Here is an 18,429-nt window from a genome sequence, read left to right as displayed (position 1 = left end):
ATTGAACTTGTATTTTTATTTGTAGGAATTGCACTCATTATTACTGGAATTAAAATATGGAAAAAAAGCAAGTCGGCAGCTATAGTCAACATAGTTATTGGGATTACAATGACGCTAGTATTGTTGTGGGTTTTATTTTGGACTTTAATATTTGGATACAATTCCTAAGAAAAAAGAACCTTATTCGTTTAAGGTTCTAGATACACGACTTTATATCATTTCATGTATTCTAACTCTATGTAGTATTATAAAAATAAGACCATCATGTCTTCATTATAATATTGGTTATCATATTTCATGGCTTTCATTTCAGTTCCAAAAACTTCAAAGCCAAGATCAGAATATATTTTTTTAGCAAATAAATTAGATGAAACCACTGTTAAATTAATCTGTTCCACTCCATTCCATCTCCTTGCAACTTCAATAACTTTATTTAATAAGGATTTGGCTACTCCTTGCCCACGACTATCAGGAGAAACATAAAGCCCCAAAATAGAACCTTTATGCTGCATTTTAATATTACTATCTCGGACAAATAAAACCGTACCCATTAAAGCATTTTTTTTGTCAAAAGCTCCTAAAGTAAATTTTGTTTCTGTTGATAGAATTCGTTGTTTAACCGTTTCGAGAGTAAAGTTTTTTTCTCTTTCAAATGTAGAACCAAATGCTTCAGGGCTTTTTTTTAATGCTATTAGTCTTAATGCTTGATACTTTTCCGTATCATCTTCATTTAGTTTCCGAATATTCATATAAAATCTCCTTTTCTTATTCTTTAAAATATTAGTGTGTTTTCTATAATACATGATTTTATCTAATTTCATGTATTGGTATTATACCTACAATAACTAGACAGATGTAGTCATATGAAAATATGATAAAGCAAAATAATGACAAAAAAATAACCGTCTTTTAACTTTAGTAGGTTAACGGTTATTTTTTAATAAATTTCTTTACAATAACCTGAATCATCCATATTATAAACTGCTCAGACTGCACTTTATAAATTTGTATTACTGATATTTTTTGACATCACCTAACGTTATTATTTTTCCCTGATCAACAAGTACTGCACCTTTGTCTCCAATAGCATAAACAGGCTTTTGTGTTTCTTTTATACAACGATTAATTGAATCTCTCATCACTTTATCATTTTCCTCAAAATGAACTTCTATGTCAAATGAATCAATTAATCCCAAACCTTCATGATAAGTATATTCAGTATAATGTCCGTCTGGAGTTAGATGAAAATCTTTTATTTGAACCATAGCGCCTGCACTAAATCCGATAACTGTCCCCTTAAATTTTTTTATTTTGTCTGTTAAATTGAACTCTTCTATCCGCTTAAACAATTCGTCAGGAGCACCACCAGGAAAAAATAAAATATCAAATGACTGGATTTCATTTTTCAGCTTTTCAGGATTATCTTCAAAATAATTGGCAAAAAAAATATTTTCTACTGGAACACCGTAGCTCGAGAAAGATTCAATCATCGAAACATAGTATTCTCCCGATGGTGCTCCATACTTATCCGACCACTCTTGGGAATTTCTAATGAATTCTTCTGCAAAGGAAAATGCGAGTACAAGTATTTTTTTATTTTCTAAGAGTCTCTCTAGCGATTCACTCCATTTTTCTTTTGGGTAAAACATGCTTAATAAAATGTTTGTCATTTTTTCTCCTTAGTCTAATTAAAAGTTAATTTATGCAGCTCTATCCTACCATTTTTATAAATAGTATAAAAGAGGTTGTATTACTGAATGTTACAGAGAATAACGACAAAAAATATTGTAGAGGTATAATTAATAGGTTACAGAAACAGATACAAAAAAGAGACATCCTGTATAATTAAGTTACCACACGATTTGCCATCCTTTATTTCTTAACCACTAGGATGAGAAAACACCAAATTATCAGTCGGTGAATGCTATCAATGAATAATTATCAAAAAAGAATAAATTATAAACCTTTTATATTTTAGATGCATGAAACTATCTAAATTCATGTGTTAATTTATATTTTTAAATAAACAAATAGAATTGTAAGTTGTGTAATATATATATTGAATAATGTTTTTTATATGTTACACTCTCCCTATAAGGGATAATAAAGGAGGTCAATAGTATTCGTGGATAATAGAATAAAAGTTGCGCGTATTCAGGTTGATTTAACACAACAACAATTAGCTGAAAAAGTAGACGTCACTCGTCAAACGATTAGTCTAATTGAAAAAGGCAAATATAATCCCTCTTTAAAACTATGTCTTAATATCTGCCACGCAGTCAATAAAACACTAGATGAACTATTTTGGAAAGAAAGGGACTAATATAAATTGAAAAAAATTACAGATGAACGTTTAATATTAAAGAATCTAAAAAATATCAGAAACGCATATGCGATTCAAACTCTAGGTATCTTAAGTATATTAGGATATGACTGGATTACTAGAGGATCAGAAGTAATGTACAAAAGCCCATTATGGTTTGTTTTTATCGTTTCAACTACTGCATTAACATTATTCTCCATGAATATTAGTGTAGATCATGAAGTTCGTAAAAAAGCTCCTAAAAGAAGCCTTATTATCTCCATCGTTATTATTGCACTTATTTCTATGGCAATTGGAATTTTTGTCCCCTTCACGGGTAAATCTGGTCCAATAAATGGATTAATCGTAGGAGGAATAAGTTTTATTTGCATTCTTATACCCTATATTTACATTTATTACCTACGTACCAAACAGCAAGATTAGGTTATAATTACTTAAAAAAACCTTGATTTAACAAGGTTCTAAATACATATTTTTATATCATTTCATGTATTTAATATTATATTACCCAATGTATATGCTTCTGCATAGAAACACTTTTTTAAAATGTGCGTATTTAAAATAGTATGATAAAATTAATAGTGTTTTGGTAAAGAAAAGAGGCGGTATTATTGTTTTTATATCAACCATTTTACGCGGTTTTATTAGGAATTTTTTATGTTGGAAGTATTTATTTATTAGTTAGAAAAGAAAAAAAGTATATTAATTATAATCTTACTATGTTGGCATGTATTCTTCAGTTATCCTTTCTGTTTCTCTGGTTCAAAAAATCTATCTTTTTAATGACTAGCCAAAATGTAGGATTTCAGGCGTATGCAAATTTTTCTACATTTGTTACTATTTCATATTTTGTGTTATTTGTACCCTTATTACTCATTTTTGCTTGGTATGGAAGTAAAAAAATATTAGTCCAAGATCAGTTCTTTTCATTAAAAATAATATTCGTAATTTTTTATATAGGTGCGTTAATTGGAATTTTAATACTAGGACAACCTATTTTTGAAATTTCATATTATGGATTTGCTCCTTGAAATAGAGTGATAAGTAAATAGAGTAAAAACTAGATAAGTCTATCTAGTTAAGAATTATATCCAAATATATTACATTAAAAAAGGAGCAATAATAATATTTAAATATTATTTATAAAAAAAAGGGGGAATTCGAATGGAACGGAATAAAAAGATAGAAATAAGAATTGTCACTTTTAAATCCTTATTAGTTCAAATGATCCTATTTAGTCTTGGAATCAATCTGGTCAGCAGCTTTTTTTCTCCTTATGAATTTGATCTATTGTTAACTATAAGTCCTGTAATAGGAATTGTGATAGCGATGCCGATAATCTATTATTTTTTGAATAACAAAAATTTTAAACCTATGCTTCTACCAAAGGTGTCTTTAGTAGTGCTGTTATCTATTCCGTTCATAGGAATAGTTGCACTTGCTGTTTATTTTGGCATAGAATATGTTTGCTAAGCTATTATGAGGGACTCAGTGGCAAATAAAAAAGGTCGTTTTATGTTTAAAAAACTAAATTATATTTCAGCAGCACTTATTATTATATTAGGGTGTTTTGTAGTTTAGAATATTGTCTAAACTAACTTTGATTTAACTAGATTCTAGATACACTATTATGACATTTACTCAATAACGAAATTTAATCAAACATGGTCTCTTGAATAAAGTAAAAAAATTAGCGACAATATCAATATCTATAAAGTTACATAAAAATAATAATTATAAGGAGTTTAAAAAATGAATAATATAGTTATTTTTTTACTTATTGCAATAATAATATCCCTTACTTCAAGCATTAGACAGTTAAAGACAGAAGTTGATCTTATAAAAACGAAATTGACTACTATCAGTAAGCATGTTGATTTACCCGATCCAACAAATAATGAACTAAAAATAATTGTTTTAGAGCTTATCTCAAAGGGAGAAAAAATTAAGGCTATTAAAGAATATAGATTGGCTACTGGAGCTGGGTTACTTGAAGCTAAACAGTATATTGATCATTTGAGCAAATAAGAATCCCTATTTTATAAAGGTCTTAGATACACGTTTTTAAGCAATTTCATGTATTACAATTTTTTTGTTTTAAGCAAAATATAACATAAGGAGTGCACTTTATATGGCTTTAACTTTAGTATGTTTCTTGTTTATAATTATGGTTATTTCCAAGAATAAGGACAAATATCAAAAATAAACAGAAACTTGGTAAATTAAGGTTCTGTTTACATGATTTTATGTAGAATCTTGGATTTAATGTAATAAGGACTCTATTGCTTTTTAAACAATAGAGTCCTTATTTGATAAATGTAAACCAATGGTTGCTAGTTGTAAACCAAGGAGTGCGTTACTTTTCAATTAAGATAAGAGATAATACTGGAGACAAAGTAAGTTTTTCTATAGTTGAGAGGATGGTTACATATGAAGTAAAATTACTTTAATGTTATACAACTTTTTTTTGAAAAAACGTCGAGCCTTATGGCAAATTTTTTTCTTCTTTTAATTTTATATAACTATTTCTTTGTAAAAAACAACTCAATCATTAGTATTACTTACAAAGAATTATATATTATTGTATTCGTAAGTATTATATTAGGTATTTTTTCACTACTATCTAAAAGAAATAAGATCAGTAAATAAAACTATTTTTTAGAATATGTGTGTTAAATATAATGAGATAAAATTAATAGTGTTTAGCTAAAGAAAAGAGGCGGTATTATTGTTCATCTTTAAACCATTTTACGCGATTCTATTAAGTATCATTTATATTGGAATTATTTATTTATTAGTCAGAAAAGAAAAGAAGCCCATTAATTATAGTATTACTATTTTTGCTTGTCTTCTGCAGCTGTCATTTCTCTTCCTTTGGATAAGAAAATTTATTGATTTACAAACTATCCATAATAAAGGATTTGAAAGGTTTGAAAGATTTGCTACATTTGTTAATATTTCATATTTTTTGTTATTCATACCCTTATTACTCGTTTTTGCATGGTATGGACTAAAAAAAATAGGCGCACAAGATCAATTCCCCTTATTGAAAAGAATCTTCCAGTTTTTTTATGTAGGTGCAATAGTTGGAATTTTAATACTGGGACAACCTATCTTTGAAATTTTATATTATGGATTTGCTCCTTGAAGCATACTAATATAAAAAAAAATTAGTAAAACAGGTTCTAAGTACATTAATTCAAGCAAATTTATACGTGTATTAAAATTAGTGATAATATAATTAAGATTTTATCGTTCTACTAATTACTTTTTTAATTGTGATAGCCTTATTTATGGGAGGTTTTAAAATGAAAAATAGAAGGAATCTAATTATTTTTTTCCTAGGATGTGTAGTAGGAGGTATTATTTATCTACTAGTATCATTATTACCTATTTTAAATTGAAAAGGAGGCTTTATTTTGATAGATTACATAGTTTATCTTCTTGTTATACTAATGATAAGTTGGGATTTAGTTAGTATTTTCAAAGTTTTGTCAGGAAAATACACTTCAATTTTTGTACGTTATTTCACTGTGGCTTCTATCTTTCCAGATCAACTCAAAAATTTATCAGAAAATAAAGAAAAAGAGAAAAAATTTAAATCGTTAGTCATTTCAAACGAAATGTTACATATTTTAATTACTTTATTTTTGCTAGGTGGCTCTTTATCAAATCGTATTCCCAACATAGTATGGATTTGTCTTTTCTCTTATTATGCTAGCTCTATGTTCTTTCGTTATCGTACCCGTAAGTTATTGGAAAGTGATTCTTAAATAACTAGAAAAAGTTCCTCACAATCAGTCTCTTTAGTCTGATTGTGAGGAACTTTTTCTATTAGCTATACAAATTTAACTTCGATAACTTTATCAAATGCTTTAGCGATGTCATTCATCGTCTTAAACGTCACATTCATATTTCCGTTTTCAATACGTGCAATCGTAGATTGGGGTTTTTCAACTTTTTCGGCCAATTGTCGTTGCGTCAATCCTTCGGTTTCTCTCAACGTTTTTAAAGCAACAGCGACTTCTAAGCGTTCACTTTCACCCACAAAGGCTTCTTCAAAACTCTTGTCTTTTGCACGTCGACGAGAAATATAGCTACTTACTGTACTTGTCTCCATTAGTTATTCCTCCATAAATTTTTTTCGGATCTCTCGTGCACGTTTCTTCTCATTTTCGGGTGTTTTATCGGTTTTTTTCGTAAAAACATGCGTAATAACATACCGGTTATCAACCACATGAAAATAAAATACCCGTTGGATATTTGAACTTACTTTTGAGCGAAGCTCATAAAGATTCGTTTCTAGTTTTTTGACCCATTGATTTCTTGCTGCTTCGGACATGCCATATTTTTCCGACATCAACGACGAAAAAAACGCCTTGATCTTGCCCCAAGCCCTTTAAAACCATCGTGTTAGTAACCATCGAAAATCTTTTAAAGATAATTAGAACAATATAAAACTATAATTCTATAAGTTTAATGATACACGAGTATGTCTAATTTCATGTATTATTTACTTTCTGAATATTTACCCTTCTTTTCTCTCTCTTTTTTCATCTATTTTATTTTTTATAAAGTAAGTAATGGGGATAGATACAAACAGAATTCCTGAAAAAAATTGAGTAGCGCCTTCATTTATTTTTCCATTTATCATTATTTCTTCAGGTCTAACTAAAAAAGTTTGATAAGTTGTATATAGGCCTAACAATCCTACAATTAAAAGTAGCCAAGAGTAGCCTTTTTTATCATCTTTTTTACGAAAATAGGCATTATGATAGACACTTATATTCGCAAAAAAGATGGCGACTACAAACATTATAATCAACATCTCTGTCTCTTTGGTTGCTCCCCATTGAAAATTAAAAAATAAGCCAAGGATATAATTTAGTGCTAATAGACTGATTAAATAAATAAACGAATAATAGCCATATTTATATCTCATTAATTTCTGGTATTCATCGTATTGTTTCATGTTTATTCCTCCCAAAATAAATCGTTTAAAGTTAAATCCAATTTTTTACAAATCTCTCTACACAAATTGATTGTCGGATTGTAATCTCCTCTTTCAATAGCGCTGATGGTCTGTCGAGTAACATTGACAGCATCTGCCAATTGCTGTTGAGATAGATCATTCTTTGCTCGTGCTGCCTTTAATCTTAAATTCTTAGCCATATTATTCCTCCTGATATGACAAATATATATTACAACAAGTAAATTATATCATTCATTAGAGTAGATACAATAGTTTAAATGAATTAGCAGATTTTTTTATCGTTTTACTGTGGTCATAACCATTAAAAATTTTGAAATGGTAGAATTATCGTATAATTCTATAAAAAAAGAACCCTGATAGAACAAGGTTCTGAACACATAACTTTATCCAATTTCATGTATTAATAAAAATTAACTATTATCTTAAACGCGACTACTTTCTTTTAATGATAAGAGCTCCTATTCCTACAATCCAGATGTAAGAGAAGAAAAGAATCCATAAATAAAAAATTGAAATAGATTCCTTACCTAAAAGTGTAAAAACTCCTAGAGAAATAAATAAAATACTTGTAAGAATATGTGACGTATATGCAAAAAATCGAGAAATATTTTTAATAACTCGTTCGTCTGCGTCAGGGATATTATTTTTCTTTTTCTTTTGCTTTATTACTTCAATGACTGTCAAAAAGAGAGTTGCTACTAGGCCAGCAGTAAGAACTTCATATGGAAACTCACCTTGAAAGTAGTAAATAAGAAATGAACCCAAAACTGCACCTAGAAACGTACAGGTAATAAGATAATATGGTACCCATTTTGTTAATTGTTGCACACTTACTTCTCTGTCTTTTATGCTCATTTATTATCCTCCTCTAAAATAAATATTTCATCGATTGGCATATCAAAATATGCTATTAATTTTAGTGCTAACTCTAAACTAGGATTATACTTATTCTTTTCAATTGCATTTATAGTTTGCCGAGTAACTTGTAGATCCTCAGCCATTTTCATTTGAGTTATTCCTTTCTTTTGACGGATATCTCGTATATGGTTAATCACATTCATTAATTGAACCTCCTAATTTAAGTAAAGATATCTTTACATATATAATGACAAAACACCAAACGAGTGTAAAGATATCTTTACACTCGTTTGGTGTTTTTTACTATTCTCGATATATGAATCTATCTAATTTCATGTATCAAAAGATTGTTCAAATAAAGAGCAGCATTGACAAGCGTACTTGTCTGAGTTATTCTTTATTCAGACAAATAAACTTGTCATTATAAAAGGAGGATAATTATGAAAAAAGAAAAGATATTAAACAGTTACCGAAATGAAAAAAAAGATGAAGGCAACGACCATATCAATAATATGAGTGATGAGAAAGGTTTCTTTGCTATGGCTATGTTAATCATGCTTATAACTATCTATAAAATATATATGAATTTGCCGTTTGGAGATACTGGTGCAATCCCATTATCTTTTTTATCTTTTCATAGCTTTAATCGTTATAAGCAAACGAAAGAAAAAGATACCTTGGTATATGGTATTGTTACTGGTTTTATTGGAATTGCGTTCTTAGTTTGGTATGTGATCGAAACAATATGAGTAAACAAGATAAAAATTATTCAGAAGAGACAGATTTAGTACTGAAAAATCATTTAAAGGACACCCGTAGAGAATTAGGGCTTTCTCAACAACAACTCGCAGATATGATCGGTGTTTCTAGAAATACGATTGGTTCAATAGAGAGATGTGTGTTTGTTCCTACAGCAAAATTAGCATTGATATTATGTATCGCTTTAGATAAAAAATTTGAAGAGTTGTTCTACTTTGATTAAATATAAAAAAATTAAAGAACCTTGTTAATACAAATTTCTAGATACACGATTCTATACATTTCGTGTATCTAATCGTATTACTAACGTTCATTCTACTAAAAGCAATCGATATATAAGTAAAAAAACTACAAAATATTAGTTATACCTTTTTTATAACGCCGATTGTAAAATTATTTATTATTTTTTTTATTTATTTGAGCTGAATTTGAAACCAATGCTATAATTGTTAACACGTAAAAAGCTATAAATCTTATTTTTATTTTTTCAATATCGTCCCCTAATAGGGTAGGTATAAATACGGTTGTAAGTATACATCCCCATATAAAAATATTTTTTTTCACTATACTCACCTCTGCTTATAATCTGAATGATTTGTTACTTTTGATAACTTATTAAAATAATTAAAGAGTCCAAGAAACCATCCGCATCTCCTATACCTCTGCCTTAATTTTCTTGGACATAAGTATACATCGTTTTTTGTAATAGGATTTTTATTATAAAGAATATAAACTGTTCTTTTACTTTTTGGAATCTATTGTACTTCTTCAATCTCTATCCCTATTAAAGATTTTATATCCTCAGGGTTACCTGTATCCACCTCAACCTGATAAGTATCTTCAAGAAGTTGTTTCGTACCTAAACTTACACCATCCACAATTTCTGGCGTTACCGGACTATAGTCCCATCGCTGCGGAACTTTGTAAACAACAATCGTTCCATTTCCATTACTTTTATAGGTTATTGATCCATCTACTAATCTTGAACCTGTTAATTGTATGACGTTTTCGGGATATATTGCACTATATTCGTCATCTGGATTCAACTTTGAGCCTTTGGAGATTTTTTTTATGTATAGTCCATCTATATCCTGATTAGGTCCAAGTTGTAACCAAATACGAGCATACTCAATCTGTTCGTCAGTATATTCTGATAAGGGATTTATAGCTTCTTTTATAGGAGAATCCTTCTCATCACTTTCAATTGAAGAATCTTTAGATGAGGATACAACAGATTGATCTGTTTCATTTTGTGATGATGAGTCATTTGTTACCGAATCTTCTGAAATAGAAGGTTTTTCTGAATCCTTTTCTTTCTCTATCGTTGACTCTATGGTTGAAGTTTTATCTGAAGAAACAATTGTGGCTTCTTCTTCGTTTGTATTACTTGAACAACCGCCAATTGAAAGTAGAAGAACACTTAGAGAAATAAAAAAAACTTTTTTTTTCATAAATAGATATACTCCTTTTACAAATATATTTTATTATTTTTATACTATTATATCTTAGCATAAAAATATTAGTATAAAATAATTCAAGAAAAAGAATACAGTTTTGATAAGGATATTAATACACTATTATAAGCAATTTCGTGTATTCACAACAAATTGACGTACTCGTTTGAGTACGTTATAATAAAAGAAACCAAAAGGAGGAATAACTTATGTCAATCGTAAACCCTAGCCAAGCTAGAAAAGTCTTTTACCAACTACTAAAAGACGTCAACAAAACCAACGAACCCGTTTATATCTCTGGTAAAAATGAAGAAAGTGCAGCGGTTATGGTCAGTAAAAAAGACTGGGACGCGATTCAAGAAACCTTATACCTTAAATCTTCTGGCGTAGCGGATGTAATTCAACAGCGTGAAAAAGAAAATGAATTTGTTGCACTGGAGGATATCGATTGGGATACTCTATAAAGTTAGCAAAATCAACGATGAAAGACCTTAAAAATTTAAAATCGGCTCATTTAAATCAAAAGTTTAAAGATATAATGGAAATTTTAAAAGAAAACCCGTTTCAAAATCCACCGCCTTATGAGAAGTTAGTCGGAAATTTAAAAGATAAGTATTCAGGTCGATTAAATATACAGCATAGGGTGGTCTACTCGGTTGATAATGACACAAAAGAAGTCATTATTTGGTCGGCTTGGACGCACTACGAAAGATAGCAACATACTTAAAAAAAGTATGTCGCTATCTTTTTTTGTCTAAAATGATGAGACAAGAAACTCTTAGCAAAAAAGGATCCTCAATACATGATTTTATCTAATTTCATGTAGTTAATATTTATAAAAAACATTAGATAAATTAAAGGAACGACTGGCTATATAATTTAATTGATATTTAATAAGGTCACTATAACTACTGTGACCTTATACATTAATTTAATTAGGAATAATTGAATTTATCTATTTTTGTACACTGTTAATATCCATATCTAATATTGGATATGGAAGTCAATTCTTTTAGTTTTTTAGATTGATAGTCTGATAGAGTAACTCCATCATTTCTGATTGCTTTAGAAATATCTAAGTTCATACGACTTAAAATCATAGGAATAGAAGCGCCCTTTTGTTCTAATTCTTCAAAATAATTCTCTAATACATTTTGTAGCGACTCGTTTTCTAAGTTTGTTTTTAAATCATCTAATAGATCAGTAATAATATTTGCTGCTTGTTTTGCTCGTTCATTTCCTCCGGAATACCATTTTGTTTTGCCCATAAAATATCGCTCCTTAATTATAGTCACACGTGAGTTTAGTTGCTATTGTACTTTCTTTATAGTCTATTGAAGTTAAACTATTTTTGCTAATATAGCGCAATTGTCGACACCTTAAATGGTAAGCATACTCTATTATAGTTCTGTATTAATTGTCCCTTCAATAAACTTATTTATTGATAATAAACAATTTAGAACTACTCTTTTTTTTAGTCTAGCTATTTATACATAACTTAAGTAGATTAAAAGTCATCTAATGACTCGTCAAAATGACTATTTTCAGTCAGATTGTTATAAAATGCTGCATATATACAATATACATATGGTTTTAACCATAGAAATCCGATTCCTAGAGATAGAATGCTTAAAATGCCCCAGCCAATAAAGCTTAACTGTAATACAAAGTATTCCCACTTATGGCCATCCATCATTTTTCTACTTTCTGTTATGCAATCGAGAGCAGATACTTTTCCATTTTCAGTTAGTATTTTTTGATCTTTATAAATGAAATAGGCTTGAGAATAAGATATTGTTTTTATAATTCCTGGTACGATAAAAAGAAATGCCCATAATAAGGTAAAAAATCCGGTGAAAATATAAATTAAAAACGTACCTAAAAAGTATTTTTTAGTGAATATTTGAAAAGCTTGTTTAACTGGTTCAATACGCATAGTTGGGTTTCTTAACCAATCTAAAAAAGTATATGAAATACCAATAGCAATAAACGTAGATAAGGCTCCAAAGATGGTAGACCAAAAGTCTTCAGTATATGATGACTCATACCTGTTAATATTCGTCCCTATATCAGAAAATAAACCGATTCTTTGCTGAATAAAGGAATAGGATAATAAAGTAATCGCTACCCCTATTATTGTTAAAATTATTGGTATAGCACTTAATAAAATGGCTTCTTTCCATCTGCCACGTAATACCTCTTTCACCTCCGCTTTTAATTCTTTTCGACTCTTATATCTTTCCAAAAAACCATTCCTCTCGCTACTTGTTTTTACCTATCTGTTTAGATTGAAATAATAGTAGGTATAAAATATTATTTCGAAGAAAATAAGTTATCTATTATGTGTACCATTCAAGAATAACCTTTCTAACCCCCTTCTAATCGACACCTTATTATCTACCAAATAGTCCTAATTTAATAGAACTTATTGGTTTCCATAGTAGCAACCAGTGGTTGCTACTGCTATTTTAGTTATTATTTCTTTCTATAAGAAAAATAATGATTGTAAAAAAGTAACCCTGTATTAACAAGGTTCTAGATACATATTTCTATGTAATTTCATGTACTACTCTTTTTTTAAGTATACTTTATCAGGGGTTTAAAAAAATTAAATTTAATATATAGTAAATTTAAGTATATTGGCGCTGAAAAGATATAAACTAGGAGGATGTAAAATGGATTATAATGACTATTTAAATAGCATTTCAGAGCGATTTTCTAATATGGAAGAAATTAAAATTGGCGAATCTCTAGTAACAGTATCCTACGAAGAAAAATTTAAAATTCAATGGGTAGCAACAAAACTAAAGATATTTTCATTTATTCATTATATTGATAAAATTGATATAGATACTATTGAAAATTATTCATCTGTTTGTACAAAATATGCTTCAAAAAAACACAAAGGTTTACCACGTGGTCTCCAAAATGGAGTAGTTTCTTTTAATGTATTGGTATCTGAGTTTGTGACAGATGAAGCAATAGAATTTGTTACTTCTAGACCTAAAAAACATTTTTCTTTATTTGAAACGCCGATTATTTATGATGTAAGTCGCAGTAAATTATATTATTACGAAGGTACTCCAATTTGGGGTTCGATGTATAATAATTATTTAAGGAGTTACATTGAAGATCACTTTAATCTGTAAATTATTGTGACACCCCCTACCATCAATCTGAAAGCTTGAGTGGAATGGGATATGCATACATGAATTTAAGCAATTTAATGTATCGAAGTCTTTAGTAATATAAGATATAGAATTCACTAACATATGAAGAATCTCGTCTACAAAAATTGAGACAGGATTCTTTTTTAAACTTTTATTTATCAGGGTTCAAAATAAATATATATATCCAGTTAAATTTTATTTCGGCTAAAAAAACAACTACGCGCTATAAACTATTTTATATTTTTATTAATATTAGACCAGAGACAATCAATTTAGACCTTGTATTAGACTAGCGATAAGTATACGCTTACATATATATAAGTTAATAATAAAATTTTACAGTTATCTAAGGAGGAATTTTAATGGCAAAAATTAAATATGTCGGTAATGATACTAAAAAGTCTGAAAATGGTAAGGTCCATGTTAAAGAAGGTAATTATACAGGATGTGGCGCACAAATTAATGATAATCCTCAAGATTGGGAATCAACATCACAACCAGTTACTTGTGAAAAAAGAGGTTGTAAATAAATTCGTATAGTAAGTTTTTCTTACTACACATAAAATATTATTACTGATACAAAAATCACATAAACTATAAAACTTATTTTTAACTTATATTTTTAGAACTAAAAAAGACCTATCGAAAAAATAAAATAGACCCCATAGAATGGACACTAAAAAAGGTGTCCTCTATAGGGTCTATTTTATTTTTTTCTCCCTCTAGCAATAATAAGTCCATCTTCTAAGCTCTGTGACGATATTACTCCTGTTTTTTCAAGATGATCTATGATAACAACGTTTATTTCTGTTTTTTTAAATTTCGGCCATCTTCCTTCTCCTAATTCTCTATAACTTTCTGAAAGATTGATTACCGAAATCAATAATAGTATATCGTCATAGTTCATCATGGAAATTTTTGTTTTAAATAGCTGTTGTTTAATTATTACGTCTAAATCTGATTTCAAAACTTCCATAACTAATTTTTTATCACAATCATTGGATTTCATTAATTCTATATTTATTTTAGAAATTTCGATTATTTTTTTTTGTATCTTTAGGCTATATTCAGAATATTTTTGTAATAAAACTGAAATTTCAGTTCCTTTTAAATGCTTATCTACTATATTAAAAAGAATATCAGAAGTAGGCTCAAAGTTTTCAATACTTATCTTTTTAGTGGTATCTATTTTAGACAAAAGTTCTTCTTTTTTGCTTGTTCCAATTTTTGAGATCAATAAATCTATTACTTCTTTTTCACTAAAGTTATTATTGATTAAATTTACATACTCTTCGAAATATTGAATTGCAAAATAAACAGACAGATCAGGATAATGTGTTCTAAGATAGTTTAAATTAGCATTACTCATTTGAATTACCAAGTTATCAATGAGTATCTGTATTTTATTGTTACCGAGTGTAGTGGGCACTAGTTTGAGATCTTCCAACTTATAACCACTCTTACCTATTATCTCTTCGTACTGATCATCATTTAGCCCATTCAATTTAACTGTATTACCAAAAAAATTCATTGGTTCAAACATTTCCATAACTTCATCAAAACTGACTTTGATTCTTTGCTGAGAACGATTTACAAAATCCATTAACTCTGGTTCCCAATTTTTGCTGGAATGAATATAATATCTTAGGATATTCCAAATATTTACTTGTATGCTGTCACTTTCCAATAAACTAATCCATAGACTTCGATCAATAATATCGTCGATATTATCTATTTTATGGTTAGTTGCTTCTAGATAGGATACTTTATCTTCGACATTATCATCATTTAAGACTTGAAGCATAATTTTACTGGAATCATAAATAATCCCATTGGAAAATTTCAAGTATAGTTCTAGATAAATATTAATGTTTTCAGATATCCTACTTTTTAAAGCCTCAACATCCGACTTCATAATATAAGTTAAGTTTTTTTCTTTAAAACTTTTAAGATCAGAATTTTCGCTAATTATATCTTTATATATCGCAATTTCTTCAATATTTTGATAATTTAATTTATAAAAATTTTTATCTATAATTGTGTCAACTATTCCGTAATATAAGTCAAGTCTATCAAAGCTCAAAAATTCAGTTTGTAACCTTTCGATATTTTGAGTGAGTTTTATTTTTATATTATTCCAGTTATCTTTATTTACGTATCTTAATATTTTACTATTCTCTGCAAGATAAAGAGTTAATTGCTTATCCCGATTTTGAACATGTAATTGTTCTGTATCCAAATAACATAAAGCATCAAATATCAATAATTGTTGAGAAGTTATATTCTCTGGCTCAGTATCTTTTAAATGTTGAATCATTTTTGAAAAAAAGTCGGTCCACGCCATACATAAAGCTTCAATCCACAATTTAATTGTACTTTGTTCTTCAAATTTATTGCTATTTTTCAAATTAGCATATAAATCTAAGATGAAATTGATATTATTCTCTTGAGAAGCTACGAATATCATACTCTTCAACTCTTCTATCGATTTATTATCCAATAAATATTCAAAAAGATTGTTATTCAAAATACCCTTTCGAGCATAATCTTTTTGTTCAAGAATATCTATTATGGATAGTATGTTACTTAGCTTATAGCTAGGTAACATACTATTTCCTACATATAATTCTCTCAAGAAAATAGTATCTTCTTTCCTTAAATCATTGTTATAGAAATAATTCATATAATTATTGTAAGTTTCGTCAATAAAACTTTCTCTCAAAAGAAAACTTAAAAGCTGATAATACTCGTTATTTTTGATATCCTTATATTCTTTAGAATTTAGTTTTTCTTGAAATATACTTTCATTAAATAACTCTGAAATTGGAGTTATCATAACTTGATTTTGTTCTAAATTTAGTTTTTTTATAGAGTTACATAAATTATCCAGTTCTCCATTATTTTTTTCTTCGAATTTCTCTTTTCTATTTAAATATTCCTCATCCTTATCTAATTCCTCTAAAATTTTATCCAACGTAATAGAATTTATATTTTCATTAAATCTATTATAAGAATGATCTTTAACATAAATCTTTTTCGAAAGATTCTTTCCTTTTAAAACTTCTTTTATATACTCTGATCTCGAATTAAACTCTGATTCTGGTTTGTTATCAGTTAAAATATTATCAGTTTTCAGATAAATCATTTGTAAGTCTTCTATCGAAGTGACCTTTTCCTTTTCTAACTCTGTCACTCTTTCTTTTAAGATCTCAATTTTCGAATTAATTTCATTTTTTTTTAGAGACAGTAAAGCATCTTTTTTATTAATTAACATATACAAAAAACCTTTTCCATATTGAAGATGAGAGAAATCACGAGGAAATACATTTTTATAGGTTATTATAGCTAATAGTTTGTCCGCACTTAAATCCGCAGTATTAATAGTATCATTATATATTTTATATTCATTATAGATATTCATTATCAATCGCATATCATCTATATAAAGCGAGATTTTTCTTAAAAAGCTTTTACTAAGTTTATCATTCTTACTAATCGTATTATTATTATCATTTTCTTCTAGTATCTCATATTTAAAGATATCTAATATTTTATTGTAAGAATTAGTAGAAGTAACTACAGGCACAATTGGTATGATTAAATCAAAAAATTTTGCTCTATCTTTAGATACAAAGATATCGTCTTTTATTAAGTATAGAAAGACTAATTTCTTTTTTGATTCTTGTTTTGCTAAATTCTCTGAGAATCTTCTATTGATTAAATGGTTCAGTTCCCTCAGTTTTCTAAAGACATCCGGATTGTTATATCTGTCTAAATCCTCGAAAACAATAACATCAGCCCCACTATTCTCAAATAGATAAACCACTTCATTTAAATGTTCATCAAAAAACGAATTTTTATCATTTTTGAATAATTCAATTTCATTCCCACGAAAGGAAATTTTTCTAACTATAGTTCTATTGATTTGTGCTTCTCCAAATTTGTAGGTTAAGAAACCAACAAATACTAAAAGTATCATAGCTGCTAATACTCTAGTCATAGGATTTATAATAATAGGTTGATTAAGAAACAATGCATTGGTAGTTACAAAATCAACCCACGAATTATACATTGTTATATACGCTATTAAAATGAGAATAATTGGTATTAAAAAACTCCACTTTAATATTGTTCCGTTAGAATTATTCTTTTTAACTTTTGCAAATGCCTGAGGTACTCGCTTTGATTCAACTTGGTGTAATAATTGATTTATAATTTTTCCTTCGATTTCTTTCGTACTTCTTATTATCTCTTGTTTACTGAGTTCATCTTCCAAATTATTGTAATCAGAATCATATTTTCCTAAAGAAATATGAATAAATCTTTTATCCGGATTCTTCTTTTTATAACTTTCAATAGTACTACTTTTACCTGAACCATATGGACCAGTCACTCCAACATTAAAAACGTCCTCAAGTTTAAATATATCATCTAAGAATTTTTTGTAGTATTTTATATCCATATTATTTTTAGGAGATAATGATTTTAAAGTTGGATTTTGATCATTTTCTTTCTGACTATGTAAATCTACTTCAGCATCATTCAATTTATTTTCATTTACCATTTACCTACCCACCTTCATATTTTTTTCAACCACTAGTATCTTATTAATTCAGAAAGTTTCTAATTTTTGATATCTTAATATTAAAATATTTACTCTAAAGGTTGTTATTACAGTCAACTATAAAAATAAAGAGTTGACCTAAGGTTTCTCATTTGCTAGCCGAGGTGAGAGAAATTGGTGAGATGAGCATAGTTGTACCCTAGCAAAGCCCAAAATAGATTTAAGCTTAACTAGAGTACGAATGTGTCTATTATGTATGTTCTAGCCTCGGATCGAGTCGGAGCCTGTTTCACATGCTATATCGTCGG

25 protein-coding genes are annotated in these 18,429 nt (G+C 28.3%); 12 read left to right on the top strand and 13 right to left on the bottom strand.

Annotated elements, in window-relative coordinates:
* Nucleotides 1–245: 245 nt before the first annotated feature.
* Together BR65_RS00970 and BR65_RS00965 are read right to left on the bottom strand one after the other, a co-directional pair.
* Nucleotides 246–821, bottom strand: a complete 576-nt coding sequence (locus BR65_RS00970) for a GNAT family N-acetyltransferase (RefSeq protein ID WP_211251471.1) — start codon at nt 819–821, stop codon at nt 246–248.
* Between the two features lie 189 nt (nt 822–1,010).
* Nucleotides 1,011–1,670, bottom strand: coding sequence for a Type 1 glutamine amidotransferase-like domain-containing protein (locus BR65_RS00965; protein ID WP_034536300.1), 660 nt, complete (start codon nt 1,668–1,670; stop codon nt 1,011–1,013).
* A 455-nt stretch (nt 1,671–2,125) separates the two neighbouring features.
* Here BR65_RS00965 and BR65_RS00960 point away from each other — a divergent pair, with 455 nt between their 5' ends.
* From BR65_RS00960 to BR65_RS00930, 6 genes are all read left to right on the top strand, one after another.
* Nucleotides 2,126–2,323 (top strand): helix-turn-helix transcriptional regulator, encoded by a 198-nt coding sequence (locus tag BR65_RS00960; protein WP_013709681.1) that lies wholly within the window; start codon nt 2,126–2,128, stop codon nt 2,321–2,323.
* 6 nt (nt 2,324–2,329) lie between these two features.
* Nucleotides 2,330–2,746, top strand: a complete 417-nt coding sequence (locus BR65_RS00955) for a hypothetical protein (protein ID WP_034536298.1) — start codon at nt 2,330–2,332, stop codon at nt 2,744–2,746.
* Nucleotides 2,747–2,934: 188 nt separating this feature from the next.
* The gene (locus tag BR65_RS00950; RefSeq protein ID WP_034536295.1) at nt 2,935–3,354 is read left to right on the top strand and encodes a hypothetical protein; all 420 of its coding nucleotides are present in this window, start codon (nt 2,935–2,937) and stop codon (nt 3,352–3,354) included.
* Nucleotides 3,355–3,487: 133 nt separating this feature from the next.
* Nucleotides 3,488–3,796 (top strand): hypothetical protein, encoded by a 309-nt coding sequence (locus BR65_RS00945; protein ID WP_034536284.1) that lies wholly within the window; start codon nt 3,488–3,490, stop codon nt 3,794–3,796.
* 279 nt (nt 3,797–4,075) lie between these two features.
* Nucleotides 4,076–4,351 (top strand): hypothetical protein, encoded by a 276-nt coding sequence (locus tag BR65_RS14005; RefSeq protein ID WP_034536282.1) that lies wholly within the window; start codon nt 4,076–4,078, stop codon nt 4,349–4,351.
* A gap of 1,391 nt (nt 4,352–5,742) precedes the next feature.
* Nucleotides 5,743–6,096 (top strand): hypothetical protein, encoded by a 354-nt coding sequence (locus tag BR65_RS00930; protein ID WP_034536279.1) that lies wholly within the window; start codon nt 5,743–5,745, stop codon nt 6,094–6,096.
* A 65-nt stretch (nt 6,097–6,161) separates the two neighbouring features.
* Here BR65_RS00930 and BR65_RS00925 read toward each other — a convergent pair whose 3' ends face one another.
* The 6 genes from BR65_RS00925 to BR65_RS00900 form a co-directional block, all read right to left on the bottom strand.
* Nucleotides 6,162–6,443, bottom strand: coding sequence for a helix-turn-helix transcriptional regulator (locus tag BR65_RS00925; protein WP_034536278.1), 282 nt, complete (start codon nt 6,441–6,443; stop codon nt 6,162–6,164).
* A 3-nt stretch (nt 6,444–6,446) separates the two neighbouring features.
* Nucleotides 6,447–6,707, bottom strand: coding sequence for a type II toxin-antitoxin system RelE/ParE family toxin (locus BR65_RS00920; RefSeq protein ID WP_411155666.1), 261 nt, complete (start codon nt 6,705–6,707; stop codon nt 6,447–6,449).
* Nucleotides 6,708–6,851: 144 nt separating this feature from the next.
* Complete coding sequence (locus tag BR65_RS00915) at nt 6,852–7,295, bottom strand: hypothetical protein (RefSeq protein ID WP_034536277.1); 444 nt, start codon at nt 7,293–7,295, stop codon at nt 6,852–6,854.
* A gap of 2 nt (nt 7,296–7,297) precedes the next feature.
* Nucleotides 7,298–7,495, bottom strand: a complete 198-nt coding sequence (locus BR65_RS00910; protein WP_013709769.1) for a helix-turn-helix transcriptional regulator — start codon at nt 7,493–7,495, stop codon at nt 7,298–7,300.
* A gap of 253 nt (nt 7,496–7,748) precedes the next feature.
* Complete coding sequence (locus BR65_RS00905) at nt 7,749–8,171, bottom strand: hypothetical protein (RefSeq protein ID WP_034536276.1); 423 nt, start codon at nt 8,169–8,171, stop codon at nt 7,749–7,751.
* Nucleotides 8,168–8,377, bottom strand: coding sequence for a helix-turn-helix transcriptional regulator (locus BR65_RS00900; RefSeq protein WP_034536275.1), 210 nt, complete (start codon nt 8,375–8,377; stop codon nt 8,168–8,170). The genes BR65_RS00905 and BR65_RS00900 overlap by 4 nt, the downstream gene beginning before the upstream one ends.
* Nucleotides 8,378–8,614: 237 nt before the next feature.
* Between BR65_RS00900 and BR65_RS00895 the strand changes: the two genes are divergently transcribed.
* Nucleotides 8,615–8,923 (top strand): DUF6442 family protein, encoded by a 309-nt coding sequence (locus BR65_RS00895; protein ID WP_010728593.1) that lies wholly within the window; start codon nt 8,615–8,617, stop codon nt 8,921–8,923.
* Nucleotides 8,920–9,156 carry a helix-turn-helix transcriptional regulator gene (locus BR65_RS00890; RefSeq protein WP_002329962.1) on the top strand — a complete coding sequence of 79 codons (237 nt, stop codon included), beginning with the start codon at nt 8,920–8,922 and terminating at the stop codon, nt 9,154–9,156. The genes BR65_RS00895 and BR65_RS00890 overlap by 4 nt, the downstream gene beginning before the upstream one ends.
* Before the next feature lie 170 nt (nt 9,157–9,326).
* Here the strand turns inward: BR65_RS00890 and BR65_RS13755 are convergent, their stop codons facing one another.
* Complete coding sequence (locus tag BR65_RS13755) at nt 9,327–9,497, bottom strand: hypothetical protein (RefSeq protein ID WP_156098827.1); 171 nt, start codon at nt 9,495–9,497, stop codon at nt 9,327–9,329.
* A 191-nt stretch (nt 9,498–9,688) separates the two neighbouring features.
* Complete coding sequence (locus tag BR65_RS00885; RefSeq protein ID WP_034536274.1) at nt 9,689–10,384, bottom strand: hypothetical protein; 696 nt, start codon at nt 10,382–10,384, stop codon at nt 9,689–9,691.
* 212 nt (nt 10,385–10,596) lie between these two features.
* On the opposite strand from BR65_RS00885, the gene BR65_RS00880 reads away from it, so the two are divergent.
* Entirely contained in the window at nt 10,597–10,851 is a 255-nt protein-coding gene (locus BR65_RS00880) for a type II toxin-antitoxin system Phd/YefM family antitoxin (RefSeq protein ID WP_034536272.1), read from the top strand.
* Nucleotides 10,836–11,102, top strand: a complete 267-nt coding sequence (locus BR65_RS00875) for a Txe/YoeB family addiction module toxin (RefSeq protein WP_034536269.1) — start codon at nt 10,836–10,838, stop codon at nt 11,100–11,102. Before BR65_RS00880 ends, BR65_RS00875 begins: the two co-directional genes overlap by 16 nt.
* A 256-nt stretch (nt 11,103–11,358) precedes the next feature.
* On the opposite strand, the gene BR65_RS00870 is transcribed toward BR65_RS00875, so the two are convergent.
* Both BR65_RS00870 and BR65_RS00865 read right to left on the bottom strand, forming a co-directional pair.
* Nucleotides 11,359–11,655: a bacteriocin immunity protein gene (locus tag BR65_RS00870; protein ID WP_029278285.1), complete on the bottom strand. Its 297-nt coding sequence runs from the start codon at nt 11,653–11,655 to the stop codon at nt 11,359–11,361.
* Nucleotides 11,656–11,894: 239 nt separating this feature from the next.
* A complete protein-coding gene (locus BR65_RS00865) occupies nt 11,895–12,632 on the bottom strand; it encodes a DUF975 family protein (RefSeq protein ID WP_034536266.1) in 738 nt (245 codons plus the stop codon).
* 430 nt (nt 12,633–13,062) lie between these two features.
* On the opposite strand from BR65_RS00865, the gene BR65_RS00860 reads away from it, so the two are divergent.
* The gene (locus BR65_RS00860; protein WP_034536264.1) at nt 13,063–13,536 is read left to right on the top strand and encodes a hypothetical protein; all 474 of its coding nucleotides are present in this window, start codon (nt 13,063–13,065) and stop codon (nt 13,534–13,536) included.
* 383 nt (nt 13,537–13,919) lie between these two features.
* Complete coding sequence (locus tag BR65_RS13915) at nt 13,920–14,087, top strand: hypothetical protein (RefSeq protein ID WP_169741886.1); 168 nt, start codon at nt 13,920–13,922, stop codon at nt 14,085–14,087.
* 176 nt (nt 14,088–14,263) lie between these two features.
* Here BR65_RS13915 and BR65_RS00855 read toward each other — a convergent pair whose 3' ends face one another.
* Nucleotides 14,264–18,121, bottom strand: a complete 3,858-nt coding sequence (locus BR65_RS00855) for a YobI family P-loop NTPase (RefSeq protein ID WP_034536263.1) — start codon at nt 18,119–18,121, stop codon at nt 14,264–14,266.
* Between the last annotated feature and the right edge of the window lie 308 nt (nt 18,122–18,429).

Source organism: Carnobacterium inhibens subsp. inhibens DSM 13024, from assembly GCF_000746825.1.
In the GTDB taxonomy this organism is placed as follows: Bacteria; Bacillota; Bacilli; order Lactobacillales; family Carnobacteriaceae; genus Carnobacterium_B; species Carnobacterium_B inhibens.
The sequence above is the reverse complement of the archived record's forward strand: the minus strand, read 5'-3'. Positions and strand labels throughout refer to the sequence as shown.